We start from the raw sequence: 21,745 nt of genomic DNA on the forward strand, positions 1-21,745 counted from the left end.
TTGCTTGATTGTTGTTTTTTTGCTCTCAAATGTTGACTGAATGTGTTTGTTGGACTTCTCTTATAGTTGTTGTGAACGGTTAAAGTACTACTGTTTCTAGACTGGAACTGGATTGTTCGCACTCAATTAATCTGAGGGTATTAAGATGGTTTCTCAATATTTGCTCACACAGAAAGAAGTCGCTGCCATTCAATTTGCAGTATTAGGTACAAATACTTATACGGGAGAAAATGTTTTTGATAGTGTATCGAAAAGCTTTCTTAATGGGACAATGACTCAGCAGCAATACATCAGTGATTTGCTTTCCTCGGGAGAGGGAAGGGCGATTTATTCAGGGAAAACTGATGTTGAAATCTTAAGTGCTGTTTATACCACCCTTTTGGGGACAGCGCCTGCTGATAATGTTCTCCAGGGATATTTAAGTGGTAGTAATTTAAGTACGGCTATCTATAATGCTTTAAGTAGTCTTTTGTTCTATAATGGTTTTGATTCTAATACCCTATCGCTACAACATAACCTTGATGTTACACTCAATGGTATGATGTTTAGTGATTATGGAACGACTACCTGGAATACTTGGAGCGGTGCTCTATCGCAGCAAGAACAGATTGTTTCAGCGTATATAAGTATTGCAGGGCGCTCTGCAGATATGAGTGGCTTACGATATTGGACGACTAAATTAACCCAGAATGGCCAAACGTTTGATACAGTTTTGAAATCAATGATAAGTACGGCGGAGTTTAAGAGTAAAGGTACAAGTCTAACAGGTTCAGATCTTATTAAACATATTTATAAAGGTGTTTATGGTGTTGAGCCAAATGATGCAACCATTGCCACCTATCAAACATTAGGCTCCGATAAAACAGCCATCATTAAAGCTATTATTGAAGATCTGCGTGGCTCAACTTCAACAAATACTGCTACAGTTACAAGCCAACACGCCTTTGAATATGAAATTGGCACTGGTTTACTTTATAAAACGGGTGCTGTACTTACTGCAACAGCAGGCGGCGGCAATGCAACAGGTACAGTCAACACTAACGCGAGCCATCAGCTTACCAATGCTGAAACAGCAGTCCTTACGAACGTCCTTCTCAACGCTAACGCTGCGACAACCGTCAATTTAAAATTTGCCGATCATCTTGCAGATCTGTCGATAGGTGGTGCTAGCGCAGCAACTATTAACCTTTCTGATAACGGGGTTAACCCAGGCGTTAACGTTACCGTCAATAACGGAAGCGTAATTTTAAACGCCAGTTCCGGTGCTGATAAGGTGCTTTTGACAACTGATGCTGTAGTTGCCTCCGCGACCGGCCAGTTTAACCTTGGGGCTGGTAATGATTCGCTGAAATGGTTAGGTAACGGTGTATCGAACGGAGCTAACACGGTCTCAACTAACATCACGGCTAATGGCGGTCTTGGTATTGATACCATTTCCGCAAACCTACTCACCAAAAATATTGCGGTTTCGGCTCCGGGTCTTACGCGTACTGTGAATATAAGTACCAACGCCTCTCAGTTTACTAATTTTGAGAAAGTAGATCTTGCCGGTTATATTGGCAAAGCGACTCTTACCGGTTCTACAACTGGAGCTACTGCTCCTGCGAATCACACTTTTGACTTTGGTATACTGACTGGCAACGCGTCAAATGAATCAGGACTTACTGGTACTCTAGGCACCACGGTCAACCAGCCAGCAACATCAACCATCGGCTCTCAAGGGTTTGTACTCTCCGGACTTGCCGATCAGGTAAGTGTGATTAATGCTGCTGGCGGTAGTTCAGCGCAGTTGGAAGTCACTGGTAATGCAACGGCAGCTAGCAGTGTCGGCATCACTTTCCTGGCGAACGCAACTGACCATTTTAACGTTAATTTCACTGCAACCAGTAATAGTGATGTCAATGCCGGGGCTCTGTCATTAACCAGTAGCAGTACTGTGCTTGGCGGTAACGTGGCGTTGGGTACTGTGAATATTGGCTCAGGTGGTACCGGTGGTTTTGATAATATTCTGTCACTGACGGGGTCAAATGCCCAGGTACAAACTATCAATGTAACTGGCGATCATGCTTTGAATCTGACAGTCGGTACCGGCTATAGCAACATGCATACTATTGACGCCTCAGGTAATACTGGCGGATTGGATCTTAACGCTAATGTCGGTGGTACTGGTGACGGCATCATTACCCAACTATTGAAGATCCTTCCTCTTAGTGGCGCAACAGTCCCAATTGTCAATACCTTGTTAGGCCTGTTGGGCCTGAATAGTGGCTACCATATGGATGTTGAAGGTACATCTGCTAACGATAGTTTTAATGTGCTTGGTAATACCCTTGTGTCAGGTGGAAGCGGTGAGAACTTGTATCAGCTGAAATCCAGTACGGTCAACTCGGGCGTCACTATTTCCGACTTCAGCAGTACAAAAGACACCATCTTTGATGCTACGTCAGGTCTGACTATTAGCGACAATACTGCGGGAACTGCCATTTCTGATTATGGTACCCGCACGACTGACGTTGTTGATGCGTTACTGGGGACGCTAGTCGGCGGGATCACTGGTGGCGTTGTTGCGTTGTTGGGGCAAATTCTTGGCATCGGCGGCAACGGCTCTCTGACGAATAAAGTCGGAGTAGCTTCAGTAGTGTGGTCTGGTCAGTCTGATACTGCCAGTTCCTACCTGATCATTGACAATAACAACAACCATAACCTCGACTCTGCAGATAGCGTTGTTTATCTGTCTGGTCAAAACCATCAGCAATTGGTTGATACATTGCATTACGCATAATAATGATGGATTTTTTGTCAATTATTTAGCGTGCAATCATATTAAAAGCGGAAAGGGTAACCTTTCCGCTTTTATGTGATATAGATCTAATTATTCTGCTTTTGATTTACCTTGTTTATTATATGTCTTTAAACTATCGCATTCACATAGTTCAAATAATTTTTTTATGAACTTGATGTTATCCACTTTTGTTATCTATAGTTAAAAAAAAGTATCTGCCGCCCTATGGCTGTTGAGGGACGAGAACTCTCTCAGGTCAGCTAAGGTGTGAGCGGCTTAAGATACGTATAAAGTAAGGATAAAAAGTGGAACATTTTATACCGCGAAATGAAATCGCAGATGTAATACGTACCCGTAGTAAAATATTCTGGACAGTCGGTGTTTTTACTGCGTTCATCAACATATTGATGTTGGTACCCTCAATTTACATGCTCCAGGTTTATGACCGGGTGCTTCCTTCTGGCAATGAAATCACGCTCTTAATGCTGACGCTGATCATGCTAGGCATGTTTGGGATGATGGCGTTGTTAGAATATGCACGTAGTATGGTGGTTATACGCATCGGTGCGCAGTTAGATATGCGCTTAAATTCACGTGTATACACTGCAGCTTATGAAGATAATCTTAAAAATAAATCGGCCGATGCCGGGAATATGCTAAATGATTTGACTAATATGCGGCAGTTTATGACGGGAAGCGCTCTTTTCGCTTTTTTCGATGCCCCGTGGTTCCCGATTTATTTACTGGTCATTTTTCTTTTCAATCCATGGCTTGGCCTGTTTGCTTTAATTGGTTCGTTGGTATTGGTGGGATTAGCTGTTGTCAACGAAATGGTTTCAAAAAAGCCTTTGGCTGAAGCCAGCAGACTTGCTTTGCAATCAGGCAGTCTGGCGAGTACTAATTTGCGTAATGCCGAGGTGATCGAAGCTCTGGGCATGCTACCTAACATAAAGGCGCGTTGGTACGACTTACATCAGAGGTTTCTGAATAGCCAGCGTACTGCCAGTGAAAGCGCAACCCGAGTCGCCTCTGTGACCAAATTCGTTCGGCTTTCATTACAATCACTTGTCCTGGGACTGGGGGGATGGCTGGCAATTGGTGGCCATATCACGCCCGGTATGATGATTGCCGGTTCTATTCTCATGGGCAGAACCCTTGCACCGATTGAGCAGGTGATTAACGTCTGGAAGAGCTGGAGTTCAGCGAGACTTTCCTATCAGCGGCTGGTTAAATTACTCGAACAAAACCCACCTCGCGGCACCAATATGTCTTTACCTGTGCCGAAAGGAGAGCTATCCGTCGAGAATGTCTCTGCCACACCTCCAGGCTCTCCGGGAGAGCCTGTGTTGCATAATGTTTCGTTTGCAATCCAGCCCGGAGATGTCCTTGGTGTTATTGGACCAAGTGCTTCTGGGAAATCGACCCTTGCGCGCCTAATGGTGGGGATTTGGCCAGTAGGTGAGGGAATTGTTCGCCTGGATAGTGCGGATATCTATCAGTGGAACAAAGATGAGCTAGGCCCCTACATCGGATATTTACCGCAGGATATTGAATTATTTGCAGGGACGATTGCTGAAAATATTGCGCGTTTCAGTGACGTCGATGCTGAAAAAGTGATTGAAGCCGCCCGCCTGGCTGGCGTGCATGAGCTGATTTTACATTTTCCGCATGGGTATGACACCGTTATTGGGAATAGCGGCGCTGGATTATCAGGAGGACAAAAGCAGCGTATTGGCCTGGCGCGCGCTTTGTACGGCGACCCGTCCTTGATTGTTCTCGATGAACCTAACTCGAACCTTGATGATGCCGGCGAGTTAGCGCTGAATCAGGCGGTGTCCTTCCTCAGACAACGTAATAAAACGGTCGTTTTAATTACCCATCGTACCAATTTGCTTGCGATGACCACTAAGTTACTGTTGCTGGTTAACGGCAAGGTTAGTGCCTTTGGCCCGACTAATCAGGTATTACAAGCTCTTACCAATGTTCAAAAAACACAAGCAGCGCAACAGCAGGCAGCGCATGTAGTGAACAGCGATATGCATCAAGGCAATATTCCAAAATCACAAATTAATTAAAACGTGAACTTGCCGGCGGATTTATCCGCCATAAGCAATCGAAGGAGTAGGTATGTCTGTACAGATCAATATGCCGCAGGGAAATAATATTGAGCAATCACCGATGGATGAACGCAGGTTTACTCGCCTGGGGTGGTTGGTGATCGGTATCGGGTTAGCGGGTTTTTTTCTGTGGGCGAGTCTGGCGCCATTGGATAAGGGAGTTGCATCCCCGGGGTCAGTAACTGTTTCTGGTAACCGTAAAACTATTCAGTCTCCTACGGGAGGAATTGTCAGAAACATCACCGTAAAAGAAGGCGAAAAAGTTAAGGCCGGTGAGGTTTTAGTTCAGATGAGCCAGGTCCAGGCTCAGGCTCAGGTCGATTCCTTGCAGGACCAATATTACACCACGCTGGCAACTGCAGGCCGGTTGTTGGCTGAAAGGGATAACCTTAGTCAGATTCGCTTTTCCCCTGTTTTTGATACCCTCAAAGATAGTCCTCGGGTTGCAGAAATCATTGCCCTGCAAGTACAACTTTTTTCTTCTCGCCAGCAAGCGCTGCGAAGCGAAGTGGATGGTTTCAGGCAGTCTATTGATGGCATTCGTTTTCAGTTAAAAGGATTGCAAGATTCTCGTACTAACAAACAAATTCAGTTGAGTAGCATCCGTGAACAAATGAGCAGCATGAAGCAGCTAGCCGCTGAGGGATATTTACCACGGAACCGTTACCTGGAGGCACAACGTCAGTTTGCAGAAATTAATAGCAGCATTGATGAAACATTAGGGCGTATAGGTCAACTTCAGAAGCAGCTTCTTGAATCGCAACAGCGAATCGAACAACGGTATGCTGATTATCAACGTGAAGTCAGAACTCAGCTCGCACAAACTCAGATGGATGCCAATGATTTCAAGAATAAGCTGGATATGGCGAAATATGATCTTGGTAACACATCCATCGTTTCTCCTGTCGATGGCACGGTCGTAGGGTTAAGTATTTTTACCCAAGGTGGTGTTGTGGGGGCCGGAGACCATCTAATGGAAATCGTCCCAAGCGAAGCTTCACTGGTTGTCGACTCTCGTCTTAAAGTTGAGATGATTGATAAAGTCTATAACGGCCTACCTGTTGAGCTGATGTTTACCGCGTTTAATCAGAATAAAACACCCAAAATACCAGGAACCGTGACGCTGATATCTGCCGACCGTTTGGTTGATAAGGGGACAGGAGAGCCCTACTACCAGATGCAGGTGACGGTCACGCCCGAAGGGATCAAGATGCTTCAAGGCGCTGATATTAAGCCGGGCATGCCAGTAGAAGTATTCGTCAAAACAGGATCTCGTTCATTGCTGAGCTATTTGTTCAAGCCAATTTTAGATCGCGCTCGTACATCATTGACTGAGGAATAATTTTGATTCAGGTTAAACGGCAGATTTACGGTCTGACCATAAGCGCATTGACACTTATGGTCTCTGCACCTGTTTATTCGTTAGGGATTTTGGATGCATATTCTCTGGCGTTGGAAAAAGATCCAACATACCAGGCTGCAATTAAAGAAAAAGAGGCAGGGAACGAAACAGAGAACATTGGTCGTGCTGGGCTTTTGCCAAAAGTGTCACTGAATTATCAAAATGCCCCGCGGAACTGGCAAACGCAGCAATATCAGACGAGCGATTTTTTTGGCAATGTTAGTGATGTGACTAAACGGCAGCAATACCGTAGCTATGCGGGATCGGTGACATTGACCCAATCCATTTTTGACTATGAAGCATATGCAAAATACAAATCCGGTGTCGCACAATCACTGATGGCTGATGAAAAATACCGTGGTAAATACCTGGATTTGGCGGTGAGGGTTATTACGGCCTATGTGGGGGTTGCATACGCTAAGGATCAAATCGCATTGGCTGAAGCTCAGAAAGAGGCTTATAAAGAGCAATTAGCGTTAAACGATCGTTTGGTTAGCGCCGGAGAGGGGACGATCACCGACGTTGCCGAGACTCAAGCTCGCTATAGTCTGGCTGAAGCCCAGGTTATTGAAGCTCGCGATGCGTTAGATTCTGCCCAACGTGACCTTGAAGTAATCATTGGTATCCCACTGGAGCAACTTGACGAGTTGCAGACTCTGCGTGCAGGAAAGTTCCAGGTCAGGCCATTACAACCAGCCAAATTTGAAGACTGGCAGCAGATTGCAATGGAGCGAAATCCGTTACTGATGTCATCCCGGCATGGCGTTGATGCGGCCAAATATGAGGTGGAGAGAAATCGGGCTGGTTTTATGCCGCAGGTTCAACTCTATGCCTCGCATTCAGAGAATGATTCCAGCAGCGATAACACGGTCAATCAGAAGTACCGAACGGACAGTATTGGTGTGCAGGTCAGTATGCCGATCTATTCTGGTGGAGGTGTCGCCGCATCAACCCGGCAGGCAGCGGCTCGTTATGGCCAGGCAAAGTACGAACTTGATGCACAAGTTGGTAATGTTATTAATGACTTACGCAAACAATTTAATCTATGTATTAGTAGCCAGGCAAAGCTTCTTGCCTATGATTTTGCAGTTAAGTCGGCCACCACTCAGGTTGAGGCAACGCGTAAAAGTGTGCTTGCCGGTCAGCGCGTCAACGTTGATGTTTTGAATGCCGAACAGCAGCTTTATGGTGCGCAACGGGATCTTGCGGAGGCGAAGTATACTTACATCAAAGCGTGGGTGTCATTGCTCAGTGATTCTGGAACCTTGAATGAAAAAGATATCAGTCGCGTGGCATCATATTTTGCTAGATAAGTGAACTGAAGGATAAGAATCTGCTTTATTGATGATTTTGCTTCTTTGCTCGGCTAGCTGATAATGTTAGCTGAGTATATTAGTGGTGATATTACGCGGTATAAGTGATTGGCCATTTATTGGTATGCTTTTTGCGGTTTTTTTTTGTATTATCTTTCTGAACATGAAGGAGTGATAAAAGGACTGAACTATATTTCCTATCATTTTTGGCAGTTGCAGTTGTGGAACGGACGAATATCTTACTGATGCTCGCGTGACTGTCATATTTTTTGTGTATTACGGTAGTGCAAATTTTAGGGTGTATAAGGATATTTAGCTGCATGAATACAAAGGAAAGTATCAAGTTAATTCTTATTTATTATCATTTCCCACGATTGATGTAGGGGCATTCTGCTTATGAATCAATCAGAACCCTCCTATTTCCGTGAAAGTCATACTAATCAATGTGAATGTCTGTTGCTTAGGCTGGCGTGTAGACAAATGAGAAAGCACTGATGGATCTGAGAAAAAGAAACGGAGAAAGTTGTATCTCTGTATTGACTTTTTTATGATTCATGTCTACCAAGTGGGAAGTGACTTGTTTGGTAAAAGATCTCGAATTTTATAGAATGAAATCAGTACCCGATTACTACGGGAGCACGCTAAAACAGTATAATGGCGTCAGTTCACTGCGTAAGAGTTCTTATGTTCACGCGTAGTCCGAGTTCAAAGGAGAGACTGTTGGGGATAAGCTGCAATTTTGTCCAGCCTGGTTGAGCCAGACAGCGATACCGTACCTGAGTGCCGATGAACCATGGCAATAGGTACGCTTGATCAATAGATAACTTTGTTTTTATTTGAGGATTTCAATATGTTACTTCCTGTAATTATGGCTGGTGGAACGGGTAGCCGCCTATGGCCGATGTCTCGCGAGCTCTATCCGAAGCAGTTTCTGAGGCTCTATGGCCAGAATTCGATGTTACAGGAAACTATCACTCGCTTATCTGGACTTGAGACCCAGGAGCCAATGGTTATCTGCAATGAGGAACACCGTTTTCTGGTTGCAGAGCAGCTAAGGCAGCTGGATAAGCTATCCCATAACATTATGCTTGAACCAGTAGGGCGGAATACTGCACCGGCAATAGCTCTTGCTGCGCTACAAGCGACAAAGAATGGGGACGACCCTCTGCTGCTGGTCCTTGCGGCTGACCATATCATTAATAACGTTCAGGTCTTCCACAATGCAATCCGGGTAGCACAGAAGTATGCCGAAGTTGGTCACCTCGTGACATTTGGTATTGTACCTGGTTCAGCCGAAACTGGTTATGGCTATATACAGCGTGGCGAAGCTTTAGATGACTCACAACAGACATCTTATAAAGTAGCTCGATTTGTTGAAAAGCCAGATCGCGAGCGTGCTGAAACTTATCTTGCTTCTGGGGATTACTACTGGAACAGCGGAATGTTTATGTTCCGTGCTCAGAAATATCTTTCTGAGCTGGCTAAATTTCGTCCAGATATTCTTGAGTCTTGTAAACAAGCCATTGATAGTGCAGATGATGGGAATGATTTTATCAGCATACCTCATGATATTTTCAGGAATTGCCCTGATGAGTCTGTTGATTATGCTGTGATGGAAAAAACATCAGATGCTGTTGTCGTTGGCTTGGATGCTGACTGGAATGACGTTGGCTCTTGGTCAGCTCTGTGGGATGTTAGTCCGAAAGATCAGCAGGGCAACGTTTTGACTGGGGACTCTTGGGTTCATAATAGTCAAAACTGTTACATTAATAGTGATGGTCAGTTAGTTGCTGCTATCGGTGTAGAGAATCTGGTGATTATCAGTACAAAAGATGCTGTACTGGTCATGGATAAAGATCGTGCTCAGGATGTAAAGAAAATTGTAGAGCATCTAAAACACAATCAACGTAGCGAATATAAACGCCATCGCGAAATTTATCGCCCATGGGGGCGTAGCGATGTCATCGTACAGACACCGCGTTTTAATGTTAATCGGATTACAGTAAAACCTGGCGGTGCTTTTTCCATGCAAATGCACCATCATCGTGCTGAGCATTGGGTTATCCTTTCAGGTACGGGTCAGATAACTGTTAATGGTAAGCAATTTTTACTAACGGAAAATCAATCTACTTTTATTCCCATAGGCGCTGAACATTGCCTTGAAAATCCAGGGAAAATTCCGTTGGAAGTTCTGGAAATTCAATCCGGAACTTACCTTGGTGAAGATGATATTATTCGTATAAAAGACCAATATGGTCGCTGCTAACAATTACTAGGGACTTAAAAGATGGCGCAGCTTAACTGTTTTAAAGCATATGATATTCGTGGCGAATTAGGCGATGAACTGAATGAAGATATTGCCTATCGTATTGGACGTGCTTATGGTGAGTTCCTGAAGCCAAAGCGTATTGCCGTAGGTGGTGATGTCCGCCTTACCAGTGAATCTTTGAAGCTGGCGTTGGCAAATGGCCTGTTGGATGCAGGAACTGATGTACTTGATATCGGTCTGAGCGGTACCGAAGAAATTTACTTTGCAACTTTCCATCTTGGGATTGATGGTGGAATCGAAGTGACAGCCAGCCATAATCCAATGAACTACAATGGTATGAAATTGGTGCGGGATAATGCGAAACCGATTAGCGGTGATACTGGATTGCGTGATATTCAGAGACTGGCTGAAGAAAATAATTTTCCCCCTGTTGATATCAACCGCCGTGGAACGTTGCATCAGATCTCCATCTTGCAGGAGTACGTCGATCACCTGATGAGCTACGTTGATCTGGCGAACTTTACTCGTCCGCTTAAGCTCGTGGTAAATTCAGGTAATGGCGCAGCTGGTCATGTAATCGATGAAATTGAAAAACGTTTTATCGCCGCTGGTGCTCCAGTTACTTTTGTTAAAGTGCACCATCATCCAGATGGCAACTTCCCTAATGGTATCCCTAATCCTCTTTTGCCTGAGTGTCGTCAGGATACCGCTGATGCGGTTCGTCTGAATCATGCTGATATCGGCATTGCATTTGATGGTGATTTTGACCGTTGCTTTATGTTTGATGATGAGGCCGAATTTATTGAAGGATATTACATCGTCGGTTTACTCGCGGAAGCATTTCTGCAGAAACAACCGGGTGCTAAAATCATTCACGATCCGCGGTTAACATGGAATACAGTTGATATTGTTGCTGAGAGCGGTGGGATTCCAATTATGTCCAAAACAGGACATGCTTTTATTAAAGAGCGGATGCGCCAGGAAGATGCTATCTATGGTGGCGAAATGAGCGCGCATCATTATTTCCGCGATTTTGCTTATTGCGATAGTGGCATGATCCCTTGGTTGCTTGTTGCTGAACTCTTGTGCCTGAAAAATACTTCTCTGAAAGCATTGGTGGCCGATCGTCAGGCCGCGTTTCCTGCATCAGGTGAGATTAATCGCAAGCTGAAGAATGCTCCTGAAGCTATTGCTCTAATCCGGGAGCGCTATGAACCTGCCGCACTGAATGTTGATACCACTGATGGAATAAGCATTGAGTACGCCGACTGGCGTTTTAATCTTCGCAGCTCTAATACTGAACCTGTAGTGCGTCTGAATGTGGAATCAAAAGCTGACACCGCGTTGATGAACAGTAAAACGGAAGAAATTTTAGCTCTTCTGCGCTAGCGATTTATGACAGACGTAACCATTTGATTATGCATTCTATTCTTGGTTGCGTCTTGACATGCCCTCTGACCGGAGAGTAAAACCGCCAGCAGTTTGATTAATAGTGTGGCCTTTAGCTACCTTCCCGTTAACTGAGTAAAGTGTGAACGAATGAAAATTACTATTTCTGGTACCGGCTATGTTGGTTTATCGAACGGCATCCTGATTGCGCAAAACCACGAAGTGGTCGCGCTGGATATCGTACAGTCTAAAGTTGATCTGCTTAACCAGAGGATATCTCCGATTGTCGATAAAGAAATTCAGGAATACCTGGCAGAAAAGGCACTGAATTTTCGTGCGACTACTGACAAACAGGATGCGTATCGCAATGCAGACTACGTCATTATCGCGACACCAACTGACTACGATCCAAAAACTAACTACTTCAACACCTCGACTGTCGAAGCCGTCATTCGAGATGTGACTGAGATTAACCCTAATGCCGTCATGATCATCAAATCGACCATACCAGTCGGTTTTACCCGTGATATCAAAGAGCGTCTGGGTATCGACAATGTCATCTTCTCGCCAGAATTTCTGCGCGAAGGCCGGGCACTTTATGATAACCTTCACCCTTCCCGTATCGTCATCGGCGAGCGTTCGGAACGAGCAGAGTGCTTTGCCAATCTGCTGAAAGAAGGTGCGATTAAGCAGGACATACCGACGCTGTTTACTGATTCGACTGAAGCGGAAGCCATCAAGCTGTTTGCTAACACTTACCTTGCGCTGCGTGTGGCCTATTTCAACGAACTGGATAGCTACGCAGAAAGCCAGGGTTTGAACAGCAAGCAAATTATTGAAGGTGTTTGCCTGGACCCGCGCATCGGTAACCACTACAACAACCCATCATTTGGCTACGGCGGTTATTGCCTGCCGAAAGACACTAAGCAATTGCTGGCGAACTACGAATCTGTTCCAAACAACATCATTGGTGCCATCGTTGATGCGAACCGTACTCGTAAAGACTTTATTGCGGACTCGATCCTTGCGCGTAAACCGAAGGTGGTTGGGGTATATCGGCTGATAATGAAGAGTGGTTCAGATAACTTCCGCGCCTCTTCGATTCAAGGAATTATGAAGCGCATTAAAGCCAAGGGTATCCCAGTTATTATTTACGAACCGGTTATGCAAGAGGATGAATTCTTCAATTCTCGTGTGGTTCGTGATCTGGATGCCTTCAAGAAGGAAGCTGATGTCATCATTTCCAACCGCATGGCGGAAGAATTGTCTGATGTAGCTGATAAGGTCTATACCCGCGATCTGTTCGGCAACGATTAGTACCTTCTCATACCCAGTGCTGGCGGCGTTATCGCCGCTAGTCTGATTTAATATACCCTCCCATTGATTATATTTCCCTCATTACCACTTCGAATCCCACTATCATGTGATGTGGGCCGTAATTTTGCCCTAAATTCATTGCAGGTTGGGAAGTGGTCGGATATGTTAAGTCATACCTTGTGAAGAGCTACCGTTACTGAGATGTAGATGCCGGAGATAAGCGCCGGAAGGGAAAAGAAGCCTGCAACGCGGGCTTTTTTGTTTTTGTACCAACATCCTGAATGCGAGGTTTGCATAGAGTTGTCTGAACAGAAGTTTAAACAACTCCATGAAAAAGCATAAAAAACAGCAATCTGAGATTACGGTTCGGAATGACTCAGGTGTTGTAATACCCTTTGTACCACTCCACGAAGTTCTTCACCCCATGCTTAACCGACGTCTCCGGCTTAAAGCCTACAAGATCATACAGCGGCCTGGTGTCTGCACTGGTTTCCAGGACATCTCCGGGCTGCATTGGCATCATATTCTTCTCTGCCTTCATTTCCATCGCTTCTTCCAGTGCGGTGATGTACTCCATCAACTCGACCGGAGAGCTGTTACCGATGTTGTAAACGCGGTAAGGAGCAGAGCTGGTTGCTGGGGAACCATTCTCTACCGTCCATTCGGCATCTGGCTGCGGGATCACATCCTGTACACGAATGATCGCTTCTACGATGTCATCGATGTAGGTGAAGTCGCGTTTCATTTTGCCGTAGTTATAGACGTCGATGCTTTTTCCTTCCAGCATGGCTTTAGTGAATTTAAACAACGCCATGTCCGGACGTCCCCATGGACCATACACCGTGAAAAAGCGTAATCCGGTGGTGGGAATGCCATACAGATGAGAATAGGTATGTGCCATTAACTCGTTGGCTTTTTTCGTCGCCGCATACAGAGACACCGGATGATCAACAGAATCGTCGGTGGAGAACGGCATTTTGCGGTTCAGGCCATACACCGAACTGGAAGATGCGTACAGCAAGTGCTGTACTTTGTTATGTCTGCAGCCTTCCAGAATGTTCAGATAACCGATCAGGTTAGCATCAGCATAAGCGTGAGGATTCTCCAGTGAGTAGCGAACACCGGCCTGTGCTGCCAGATGGATCACGCGTTCAAACTTCTCAGTGGCGAAGATTTGCTCCATTCCTTCACGATCGGCAAGATCGGTTTTAAAAAAAGTGAACAGGGGAGACTTCAGTAGATCCAGCCGAGACTGCTTTAGATTGACGTCATAGTAGTCATTCATGTTGTCGATACCAACAACGTCGTGACCTGCCTCCAGAAGGCGCTTACTTACATGAAAGCCGATAAATCCTGCGGCTCCAGTGACTAAAAACTTCATATTTATCCTCCGGGCTGGTTGTTCCCCGCTATATATATTTACAGATATTACACTGGCTTGCCTCATGGGTCATCTGCTTTACCGTTGCAGGATATGAGTAGATAAACGACAAACCACTTGTCATTCCGATTTGTATCTTGAGTTATTTGAGATGTTTGTACATGGCAGTGCAAATGGTAATTATTATCACGTGCAAAATAGATTAGCATAATAATAATACCAGTTGTTTTTATCCTGACTGGCATCTGTTTGGTCAGATTGTAATCAAATCATGAGACCGACATATCAACTCATTATTGTTTCTATTTATAAATTTTACGGGGAAATTGCCAATTCCATTCATTGTTGTTATGTCAATAGAAATGTGATTTAATTTTTTATTTAATATCAGTGTGTTGCGATTATTTCGTTTTAAGGTTTAATTGTTGTATCAATAATGTTCATTTCTTACCTGAATGGATTAGTCACGCTTTTTCATTTTTATTCTCCTGGAGCAGAGCTATAATGTGGGGGTATTTTATGTTCATGCCGTTGCATTATTGAAAAAACAAACTAGCAATCTGTACAGGATCCAGTATGAACCGCATTAACTAATGCGGAATGCCTCAATAGTAAGAGGGACTGAGAGTGGTGGAGTGCAGGATAATTTCCCTATACCTGCCTGTTCACTGCGGTCGGGTGTTCTGGGAGTCAGTTGCAGGTTTCAGCTGTGTCGTTTTAAGGATGAGCGAAATCTATCCTCACGAAAATCTGCTTCTGCATCGACTAGTAAATGAGAAAGTCCTGATGGATTAAGTGCTCTAAAACGGTGAAAATGGACACCTAAATGTTGATTATGCTAAGTGCCGTTAGTTTGAGAACAGAGCTATGTTTTCGACATACCTCTGTTCTTACAGGCTGACTAGCCTGGGTGCGACATGTGAACATTAATCATAAACAAGTGGACGTCTAACGGTTGCTGTGCCGACTTTTGAGCACTGATAGTCACAGTTAAGAATGCAGCACGGCAGCGTTACGCATTTTGGTTGCGATAGCCAATGGCGGTAGCGTGTCTACAGTTTACAATGTATTCTTAACTAACATTTAACTTATTGAAAACGAGAGAGAGTATGAAGATCCTTGTCACCGGTGGCGCTGGGTTTATTGGTTCTGCCGTTGTTCGTCATATCATTGAGAATACTCAGAATGACGTGCGCGTAATGGACTGCCTGACTTACGCAGGTAATCTCGAGTCTCTGGCTTCCGTAGCCGACAACAGCCGTTATTCTTTCTCGCGTACGGATATTACCGACGCCCAGGGTGTGGCTCAGCAGTTCAGTGAGTTTCAGCCTGATATCGTGATGCACCTGGCTGCCGAAAGCCATGTTGACCGCTCTATTGACGGCCCGGCCGCATTTATCCAGACTAACCTGATTGGCACCTTTACCCTGTTGGAAGCAGCCCGTCACTATTGGTCCGCTCTGGATGCGAACGCCAAACAGGCATTCCGCTTCCACCATATCTCCACTGATGAAGTCTACGGCGACCTCGAAGGCACTGACGATCTGTTTACCGAAGAGACGCCGTATGCGCCAAGCAGTCCGTACTCTGCCTCTAAAGCCGGCAGCGACCATCTGGTCCGCGCCTGGAATCGCACCTACGGCCTGCCGGTGGTGGTGACCAACTGCTCCAATAACTATGGCCCATACCACTTCCCGGAAAAGCTGATCCCGCTGACCATTCTTAACGCCCTGGCGGGCAAACCGCTGCCGGTGTATGGCAACGGGGAGCAAATTCGTGACTGGCTCTATGTCGAAGATCATGCCCGGGCGCTGTATAAAGTGGCGACCGAAGGCCGGAACGGTGAAACCTACAATATCGGCGGTCATAACGAGCGTAAAAATATCGATGTGGTCAGAACGATCTGCGACATTCTGGATAAAGTGGTGGAGCAGAAGCCCAGCAATATCAGCCAGTTCGCTGACCTGATCACCTTTGTTAAAGATCGTCCGGGTCACGACCTGCGCTATGCGATCGACGCGGCAAAAATTGAACGTGACCTCGGCTGGGTGCCGCAGGAGACCTTTGAAAGCGGGATCGAGAAAACCGTTCACTGGTATCTGAACAACACCACCTGGTGGCAGCGCGTGCTGGACGGCTCTTATGCCGGTGAACGTCTTGGCCTGAATAACTGATTAAGGATATCGACCCATGAAAGGTATTGTTCTGGCCGGCGGTTCCGGCACTCGTTTATATCCCATCACCCAGGGCGTGTCTAAACAGCTGCTGCCGATTTACGACAAGCCGATGATCTATTACCCGGTATCGGTGCTGATGCTGGCCGGGATCCGCGATATTCTGATCATCACCACCCCGGAAGATATGCCGGCATTCCAGCGTCTGCTGGGCGACGGTTCGCAGTTCGGGGTGAACTTCAGCTACGCGATTCAGCCATCGCCGGACGGTCTGGCACAGGCCTTTATCATCGGTGAAGAGTTCATCGGCAACGACGCCTGTGCGCTGGTGCTGGGCGACAACATCTATTTTGGTCAGAGTTTTGGCAAGAAACTGGATGCGGCGGCCAGCAAAACGTCCGGTGCCACGGTGTTTGGTTATCAGGTCCTCGACCCGGAACGTTTCGGTGTGGTGGAGTTTGATGAGCACTTCAGAGCGCTGTCGATTGAAGAAAAACCACTGAAGCCTAAATCAGACTGGGCAGTAACCGGCCTGTATTTCTACGACAACGACGTGGTGGAGATGGCGAAAGCCGTCAAGCCGTCTGCGCGCGGTGAGCTGGAAATCACCACCCTGAACCAGATGTATCTGGAGCGTGGCGATCTGCAGGTGGAGCTGCTGGGACGTGGTTTTGCCTGGCTGGACACCGGCACGCATGACAGCCTGATCGAGGCCTCACAGTTCATTCATACCATTGAGAAACGTCAGGGGATGAAGGTTGCCTGTCTGGAAGAGATCGCCTTTAGAAATAAATGGTTGTCTGCGGAAGGGGTTGCGGCGCAGGCCGAAAAGTTAAAGAAAACCGAATATGGCGCCTATCTGCAGCGTCTGCTCAGCGAACGCTAATTACCTGCCGACCGTCTATACAGAGTATTTAATCATGAAAATTTTACTGATTGGCAAGAACGGCCAGGTAGGCTGGGAGCTCCAGCGTTCGCTGTCGACACTGGGACAAGTAGTTGCGGTTGACTATTTCGATACGGAACTGTGTGGCGACCTGACTAATCTGGAAGGCATTGCTCAGACCGTTCGTCAGGTGAAACCAGATGTGATTGTGAATGCCGCTGCCCACACCGCTGTCGATAAAGCGGAAAGTGAGCGCGAACTGTCTGACCTGCTCAATGACCGCGGCGTGGCGGTACTGGCTGAAGAGTCAGCGAAGCTGGGTGCTCTGATGGTGCATTACTCCACCGACTATGTGTTCGACGGGGAGGGCAGTCACTATCGTCAGGAAGATGAGGCCACCGGGCCACTGAATGTCTACGGTGAAACCAAACGTGCCGGTGAACTGGCGCTGCAGCAGCGAAACCCGCGGCATCTGATTTTCCGCACCAGCTGGGTGTACGCGACCCGTGGGGCGAACTTTGCCAAAACCATGCTGCGGCTGGCGGGTGAGAAAGAGACGCTGTCGATCATCAACGATCAGCACGGTGCTCCAACTGGCGCCGAGCTGCTGGCAGACTGTACCGCTATCGCTATTCGCGAAGAGCTGCGTAACAAAGCGGTGGCAGGTATATACCATCTGGTTGCCAGCGGCGAAACCAGCTGGTATGACTACGCGCGTTTTGTATTCGATGTGGCCCGTACGCACGGTTTGGTGCTGGCAGTGAAAGAGGTCAACGGTATCCCGACCACAGCCTACCCGACGCCGGCAAAACGGCCGCTAAACTCTCGTCTGTCGAATAAAAAGTTCCAGCGGGTGTTTGGTGTGACGTTACCCGACTGGCGCCAGGGCGTAGAACGGGTTGTGGTAGAAGTTTCAGGTAAATAGGTGAGCAGCTATATGAATATTATTAAAACAGACATTCCTGATGTCCTGATTTTTGAACCTCGCGTGTTCGGTGATGCGCGTGGTTTTTTCTTTGAAAGCTTCAGCAGCAAGGTGTTTGATGAGGCGGTGGGTCGTCATGTTGAGTTTGTACAGGACAACCATTCGCAGTCGCAGAAAGGCGTGCTGCGTGGCCTGCACTATCAGCTGGCCCCGCATGCTCAGGGCAAGCTGGTGCGCTGCACCGAAGGTGAGGTGTTCGACGTGGCAGTTGACGTGCGTCGTTCATCCCCGACCTTCGGTCAGTGGGTAGGCGTGGTGCTAAGTGCAGAGAACAAGCGTCAACTGTGGATCCCGGAAGGATTCGCACATGGCTTTATGGCTCTGAGTGAGACGGTGCAGTTTGTCTATAAAGCGACCAACTACTATGCGCCACAGTCTGAGCGCAGTATTCTCTGGAATGATCCGGAAGTTGGTATTAAATGGCCTGATGTTAATGATATTCAGCTTTCTGCAAAAGATCTGAATGGATTATTATTGAGTGATGCTGAAGTATATAATTAATTCATGAATATAAACGATAAAATTGCGGTCCTGCTCTGCACCTACAATGGTGAAAAATATTTAAAGGAGCAGATTGATTCGATAATTAATCAGACCTATAAGAATTGGGTTATTTATGTTTCAGATGATGGTTCCACGGATGGAACCATCGCCATCCTAGAGGAGTACCAGCGTCAGTTAGGAGAAGGCCGTCTGCATATTACACATGGTCCTCGTAAAGGATTTGCCTGGAATTTCATCTCCTCTTTACAAAATAACGGTTCTGACTGTAACTATTTTGCTTTTTGCGACCAGGATGATATTTGGTATGACGATAAGCTTGAGCGAGGGGTTAGTTACCTTGCCAGTTTTAGTGAGTTAAATAAACCAGCTGTATACTGTGGCCGTACGCAACTGATAGATGGCGAAGGCCATCCTATTGGTTTTTCTCCATTATTCGAATATACCCCCTCTTTTTGTAACGCTCTGGTGCAGAGCATCGCAGGTGGGAATACTATGATTCTAAATCATCAGGCACGGGAGTTGGTCTCTCAAACCCCGTGTTATGATGAAATTATCTCGCATGACTGGTGGATCTATATTCTTGTTTCTGGTTGCAATGGTCATATGTATTATGATCCGAATCCTGCAATTCTTTATCGCCAACATGGCCAAAATATCATTGGTTCTAATATTTCGATGGCGGCAAGGATTTTGCGCATCAGAAAGTTGATGGATGGTAAATTCAAAAACTGGAATCAAAAGAATATCGATCTACTAATAAGCTTTAATGAGTACTTAACTCCGGAAAGTAAAATTAAGTTAGAAAATTTCATTAAATTACGAAGCGCATGCCTGATCGATCGATTCCGTGTTTTTTGCACATTAAAACCCTATCGACAAACTACATTAGGTAACATTGCTTTGTTTATGGCAGTCCTTTTAAAGAAACTATAATGACGGCCACTTCTTTTCCCAGTACAGCATTAAATCAGCAAGAGGATGCCTGTGAGTCATCTATCCTTAAAAAACACAGCATTATATAAAATGCTTGCCTCAATATGGCGTAATAAGAACCTTATATATCAAATGACCCGCCGAGATATCAGCGGGAGATATAAAGGTTCCGTGATGGGATTGTTTTGGTCATTCATTAACCCAATATTCATGCTTGCAGTATATACCATTGTCTTTTCGGTGGTTTTTAAAGCGAAATGGGGGGCTGGGGCCGTTAATGAACCAAAGACCCAGTTTGCAGTGATTCTTTTTGTGGGAATGATTACCCATGGATTTTTTGCTGAAACGCTGATGCGAGCCCCTGGCCTCATCATCCAGCATGCAAACTATGTTAAGAAAGTTGTGTTTCCGCTTGAAATTTTACCAGTAGTGACATTACTTTCAGTGCTTTTTCATAGTTTTATTAGTTTCTGTGTGTTACTTATAGCATTCATAACATTCAATGGTTTTCTTCATTGGACCATAATTTTTGCACCTTTAGTGTTCTTGCCTCTGGTTATTTTGACATTGGGGCTGGCGTGGTTGCTATCATCTCTTGGCGTTTATATCAGAGACATCGGCCAATCTATCGGTATTATTATGACCGTGGTCATGTTTCTCTCGCCAGTTTTTTACCCATTATCAGCGCTTCCTAAGTCATTCCAGCATATTGTTTTGCTGAACCCTCTTACCTTTATCATTGAACAAGCGCGGACTGTCATTATTTGGGGGGGGCTTCCTAATTTTGCTGGCCTGGCGGTATATACCCTAGTTTCAGTTATCATTATGGTACTGAGTTATATCTGGTTCCAGAAAACGCGTAAGGGCTTTGCTGATGTCATCTAATGATTATGCAATTGAAGTGGATAATATTAGTAAGTGCTATCAAGTATATGACAATCCACTCCGACGTTTAAAAGATTTTATTGTACCTAAAATTGATCAGCGACTTGGCCGTGTGGCACGTGTTTATCATGATGAATTCTGGGCACTCCAGGATATCTCTTTCAAGTTGCCACGTGGTCAGACTATTGGCATTGTTGGGAAAAATGGTTCAGGGAAATCAACACTGCTGCAAATTCTTGCCGGAACGCTGACGCCCACTTCGGGTGAAGTCAGGGTTAACGGACGGGTTGCCGCATTACTGGAACTGGGCGCTGGTTTTAATAATGACTTCAGTGGCCGCGAAAACGTCTATCTTAATGCTTCGTTGCTCGGTCTGACTAAAGCTGAGGTTGATAATCGACTGGATGACATTCTGGCCTTCGCAGATATTGGGCACTTTATTGACTCCCCGGTTCGCTCTTACTCGAGCGGGATGCTGGTAAGACTGGCATTTGCAGTCCAGGCTCAGATTAACCCCGAAATATTAATTGTTGATGAAGCTTTGGCTGTTGGCGATGCAAAATTTCAGGCCAAATGCTTTGCTCGCCTGAAACAGTTAAAGGCCAATGGAACATCGATACTGTTTGTGTCACATGCGACGGAACAGATCGTTACTCATTGTGATAGTGCAATATTACTTAATGATGGCGAGTTAATGCTGCAAGATTCCCCAAGAGTCGTGGTTAACCACTATCTTGATCTGCTCTTTGGAAAGTCACCAAAAGAGAATGCAGAAAAAGCGTCACTTTCTGATTCCATTGATCAAGCAGCGAAGGGAGAGCAAGAGCGTCTTGACCGTGAAATTGCCTCTGAGCAGCAGTCCCAGTCTGAGACTGCTACTCCCGCCTGGCAATATGGCGATACCGGTTTTCATCACAGAGCGAATTATAATAGTGCTGAGTATCGTTGGGGCGATCGTGCTGCCGAGATTGTTGACTATCACTTCGTTCAGGGTGCTGAAGAGTACCCTACTATTTGCCGAAATGGCCAGCTTCTCCAATTTCAATTTAGAATCAAATTCAACCAACTGATTATCAGGCCGATCTTTGGCTTTGCAATAAAAACCAAAGAAGGTGTTACTATTTATAATACCAATACTGAATATCAAGATATCCAATTTGTCGATGATATCAGTTCAAAAGATGAGTATATTATTGCCATAGAATTTCCGGGAATATTGAGTCAAGGGGACTACTTTATTTCTGTAGGTATTGCAAGTAGCGACATTGAAGGCAATATCATACCTCATGACCGTCGTTATGATTCGATTCATTTAGCCGTGGAACCCACCCCAGGATTTATTGGGTTGGTTGATCTGGGCGTTAAAATGAAGTGTTCATCAATTTAATTCGGTTATTAAATCATTCAG

15 protein-coding genes are annotated in these 21,745 nt (G+C 45.7%); 14 read left to right on the top strand and 1 reads right to left on the bottom strand.

The window, feature by feature from the left end; genetic code table 11:
• The first annotated feature begins 145 nt into the window (after window positions 1-145).
• From HF679_RS02200 to ugd, 7 genes are all read left to right on the top strand, one after another.
• Window positions 146-2,782 (top strand): DUF4214 domain-containing protein, encoded by a 2,637-nt coding sequence (locus tag HF679_RS02200; RefSeq protein WP_187042564.1) that lies wholly within the window; start codon window positions 146-148, stop codon window positions 2,780-2,782.
• A gap of 305 nt (window positions 2,783-3,087) precedes the next feature.
• Window positions 3,088-4,857, top strand: coding sequence for a type I secretion system permease/ATPase (locus tag HF679_RS02205; RefSeq protein WP_187042565.1), 1,770 nt, complete (start codon window positions 3,088-3,090; stop codon window positions 4,855-4,857).
• A gap of 52 nt (window positions 4,858-4,909) precedes the next feature.
• Window positions 4,910-6,241, top strand: coding sequence for an HlyD family type I secretion periplasmic adaptor subunit (locus HF679_RS02210; RefSeq protein ID WP_154144559.1), 1,332 nt, complete (start codon window positions 4,910-4,912; stop codon window positions 6,239-6,241).
• Window positions 6,242-6,243: 2 nt separating this feature from the next.
• The gene (locus tag HF679_RS02215; RefSeq protein WP_154144561.1) at window positions 6,244-7,614 is read left to right on the top strand and encodes a TolC family outer membrane protein; all 1,371 of its coding nucleotides are present in this window, start codon (window positions 6,244-6,246) and stop codon (window positions 7,612-7,614) included.
• Window positions 7,615-8,464: 850 nt separating this feature from the next.
• Window positions 8,465-9,880, top strand: a complete 1,416-nt coding sequence (locus HF679_RS02220; protein WP_154144564.1) for a mannose-1-phosphate guanylyltransferase/mannose-6-phosphate isomerase — start codon at window positions 8,465-8,467, stop codon at window positions 9,878-9,880.
• A gap of 21 nt (window positions 9,881-9,901) precedes the next feature.
• Window positions 9,902-11,272: an O9 family phosphomannomutase RfbK gene (gene rfbK, locus HF679_RS02225; protein WP_154144566.1), complete on the top strand. Its 1,371-nt coding sequence runs from the start codon at window positions 9,902-9,904 to the stop codon at window positions 11,270-11,272.
• 150 nt (window positions 11,273-11,422) lie between these two features.
• Window positions 11,423-12,589, top strand: coding sequence for a UDP-glucose 6-dehydrogenase (gene ugd / locus HF679_RS02230; protein ID WP_154144568.1), 1,167 nt, complete (start codon window positions 11,423-11,425; stop codon window positions 12,587-12,589).
• A 376-nt stretch (window positions 12,590-12,965) separates the two neighbouring features.
• On the opposite strand, the gene HF679_RS02235 is transcribed toward ugd, so the two are convergent.
• Window positions 12,966-13,970, bottom strand: a complete 1,005-nt coding sequence (locus tag HF679_RS02235; RefSeq protein WP_154144570.1) for an NAD-dependent epimerase — start codon at window positions 13,968-13,970, stop codon at window positions 12,966-12,968.
• A gap of 1,109 nt (window positions 13,971-15,079) precedes the next feature.
• Here HF679_RS02235 and rfbB point away from each other — a divergent pair.
• The 7 genes from rfbB to HF679_RS02270 are packed head-to-tail and all read left to right on the top strand — an operon-like array spanning window position 15,080 to window position 21,724.
• A complete protein-coding gene (rfbB, locus tag HF679_RS02240; protein ID WP_187042566.1) occupies window positions 15,080-16,144 on the top strand; it encodes a dTDP-glucose 4,6-dehydratase in 1,065 nt (354 codons plus the stop codon).
• A gap of 16 nt (window positions 16,145-16,160) precedes the next feature.
• Complete coding sequence (rfbA, locus tag HF679_RS02245) at window positions 16,161-17,030, top strand: glucose-1-phosphate thymidylyltransferase RfbA (RefSeq protein ID WP_154144574.1); 870 nt, start codon at window positions 16,161-16,163, stop codon at window positions 17,028-17,030.
• 34 nt (window positions 17,031-17,064) lie between these two features.
• On the top strand, window positions 17,065-17,955 hold the full coding sequence (rfbD, locus tag HF679_RS02250; protein ID WP_187042567.1) for a dTDP-4-dehydrorhamnose reductase: 891 nt from the start codon (window positions 17,065-17,067) through the stop codon (window positions 17,953-17,955).
• A gap of 12 nt (window positions 17,956-17,967) precedes the next feature.
• Entirely contained in the window at window positions 17,968-18,516 is a 549-nt protein-coding gene (rfbC, locus tag HF679_RS02255) for a dTDP-4-dehydrorhamnose 3,5-epimerase (protein WP_187042568.1), read from the top strand.
• Window positions 18,517-18,519: 3 nt separating this feature from the next.
• Complete coding sequence (locus HF679_RS02260) at window positions 18,520-19,452, top strand: glycosyltransferase family 2 protein (RefSeq protein ID WP_187042569.1); 933 nt, start codon at window positions 18,520-18,522, stop codon at window positions 19,450-19,452.
• A gap of 45 nt (window positions 19,453-19,497) precedes the next feature.
• Window positions 19,498-20,337 carry an ABC transporter permease gene (locus HF679_RS02265; RefSeq protein ID WP_227550011.1) on the top strand — a complete coding sequence of 280 codons (840 nt, stop codon included), beginning with the start codon at window positions 19,498-19,500 and terminating at the stop codon, window positions 20,335-20,337.
• Complete coding sequence (locus tag HF679_RS02270; RefSeq protein ID WP_187042570.1) at window positions 20,327-21,724, top strand: ABC transporter ATP-binding protein; 1,398 nt, start codon at window positions 20,327-20,329, stop codon at window positions 21,722-21,724. Before HF679_RS02265 ends, HF679_RS02270 begins: the two co-directional genes overlap by 11 nt.
• Window positions 21,725-21,745: the final 21 nt, after the last annotated feature.

This window comes from Enterobacter sp. JUb54 (assembly GCF_014298075.1).
Taxonomy (GTDB): Bacteria; Pseudomonadota; Gammaproteobacteria; order Enterobacterales; family Enterobacteriaceae; genus Klebsiella; species Klebsiella lignicola.

Coding starts and splice junctions, on each gene's coding strand:
- HF679_RS02220 (WP_154144564.1), top strand. CDS start 8,465: ATGTTACTTCCTGTAATTATGGCTGGTGGAACGGGTAGCCGCCTATGG.
- HF679_RS02270 (WP_187042570.1), top strand. CDS start 20,327: ATGTCATCTAATGATTATGCAATTGAAGTGGATAATATTAGTAAGTGC.
- HF679_RS02235 (WP_154144570.1), bottom strand. CDS start 13,970: ATGAAGTTTTTAGTCACTGGAGCCGCAGGATTTATCGGCTTTCATGTA.
- HF679_RS02210 (WP_154144559.1), top strand. CDS start 4,910: ATGTCTGTACAGATCAATATGCCGCAGGGAAATAATATTGAGCAATCA.
- HF679_RS02200 (WP_187042564.1), top strand. CDS start 146: ATGGTTTCTCAATATTTGCTCACACAGAAAGAAGTCGCTGCCATTCAA.
- rfbK (WP_154144566.1), top strand. CDS start 9,902: ATGGCGCAGCTTAACTGTTTTAAAGCATATGATATTCGTGGCGAATTA.
- ugd (WP_154144568.1), top strand. CDS start 11,423: ATGAAAATTACTATTTCTGGTACCGGCTATGTTGGTTTATCGAACGGC.
- HF679_RS02265 (WP_227550011.1), top strand. CDS start 19,498: ATGCCTGTGAGTCATCTATCCTTAAAAAACACAGCATTATATAAAATG.
- rfbB (WP_187042566.1), top strand. CDS start 15,080: ATGAAGATCCTTGTCACCGGTGGCGCTGGGTTTATTGGTTCTGCCGTT.
- rfbD (WP_187042567.1), top strand. CDS start 17,065: ATGAAAATTTTACTGATTGGCAAGAACGGCCAGGTAGGCTGGGAGCTC.
- rfbA (WP_154144574.1), top strand. CDS start 16,161: ATGAAAGGTATTGTTCTGGCCGGCGGTTCCGGCACTCGTTTATATCCC.
- HF679_RS02260 (WP_187042569.1), top strand. CDS start 18,520: ATGAATATAAACGATAAAATTGCGGTCCTGCTCTGCACCTACAATGGT.
- rfbC (WP_187042568.1), top strand. CDS start 17,968: ATGAATATTATTAAAACAGACATTCCTGATGTCCTGATTTTTGAACCT.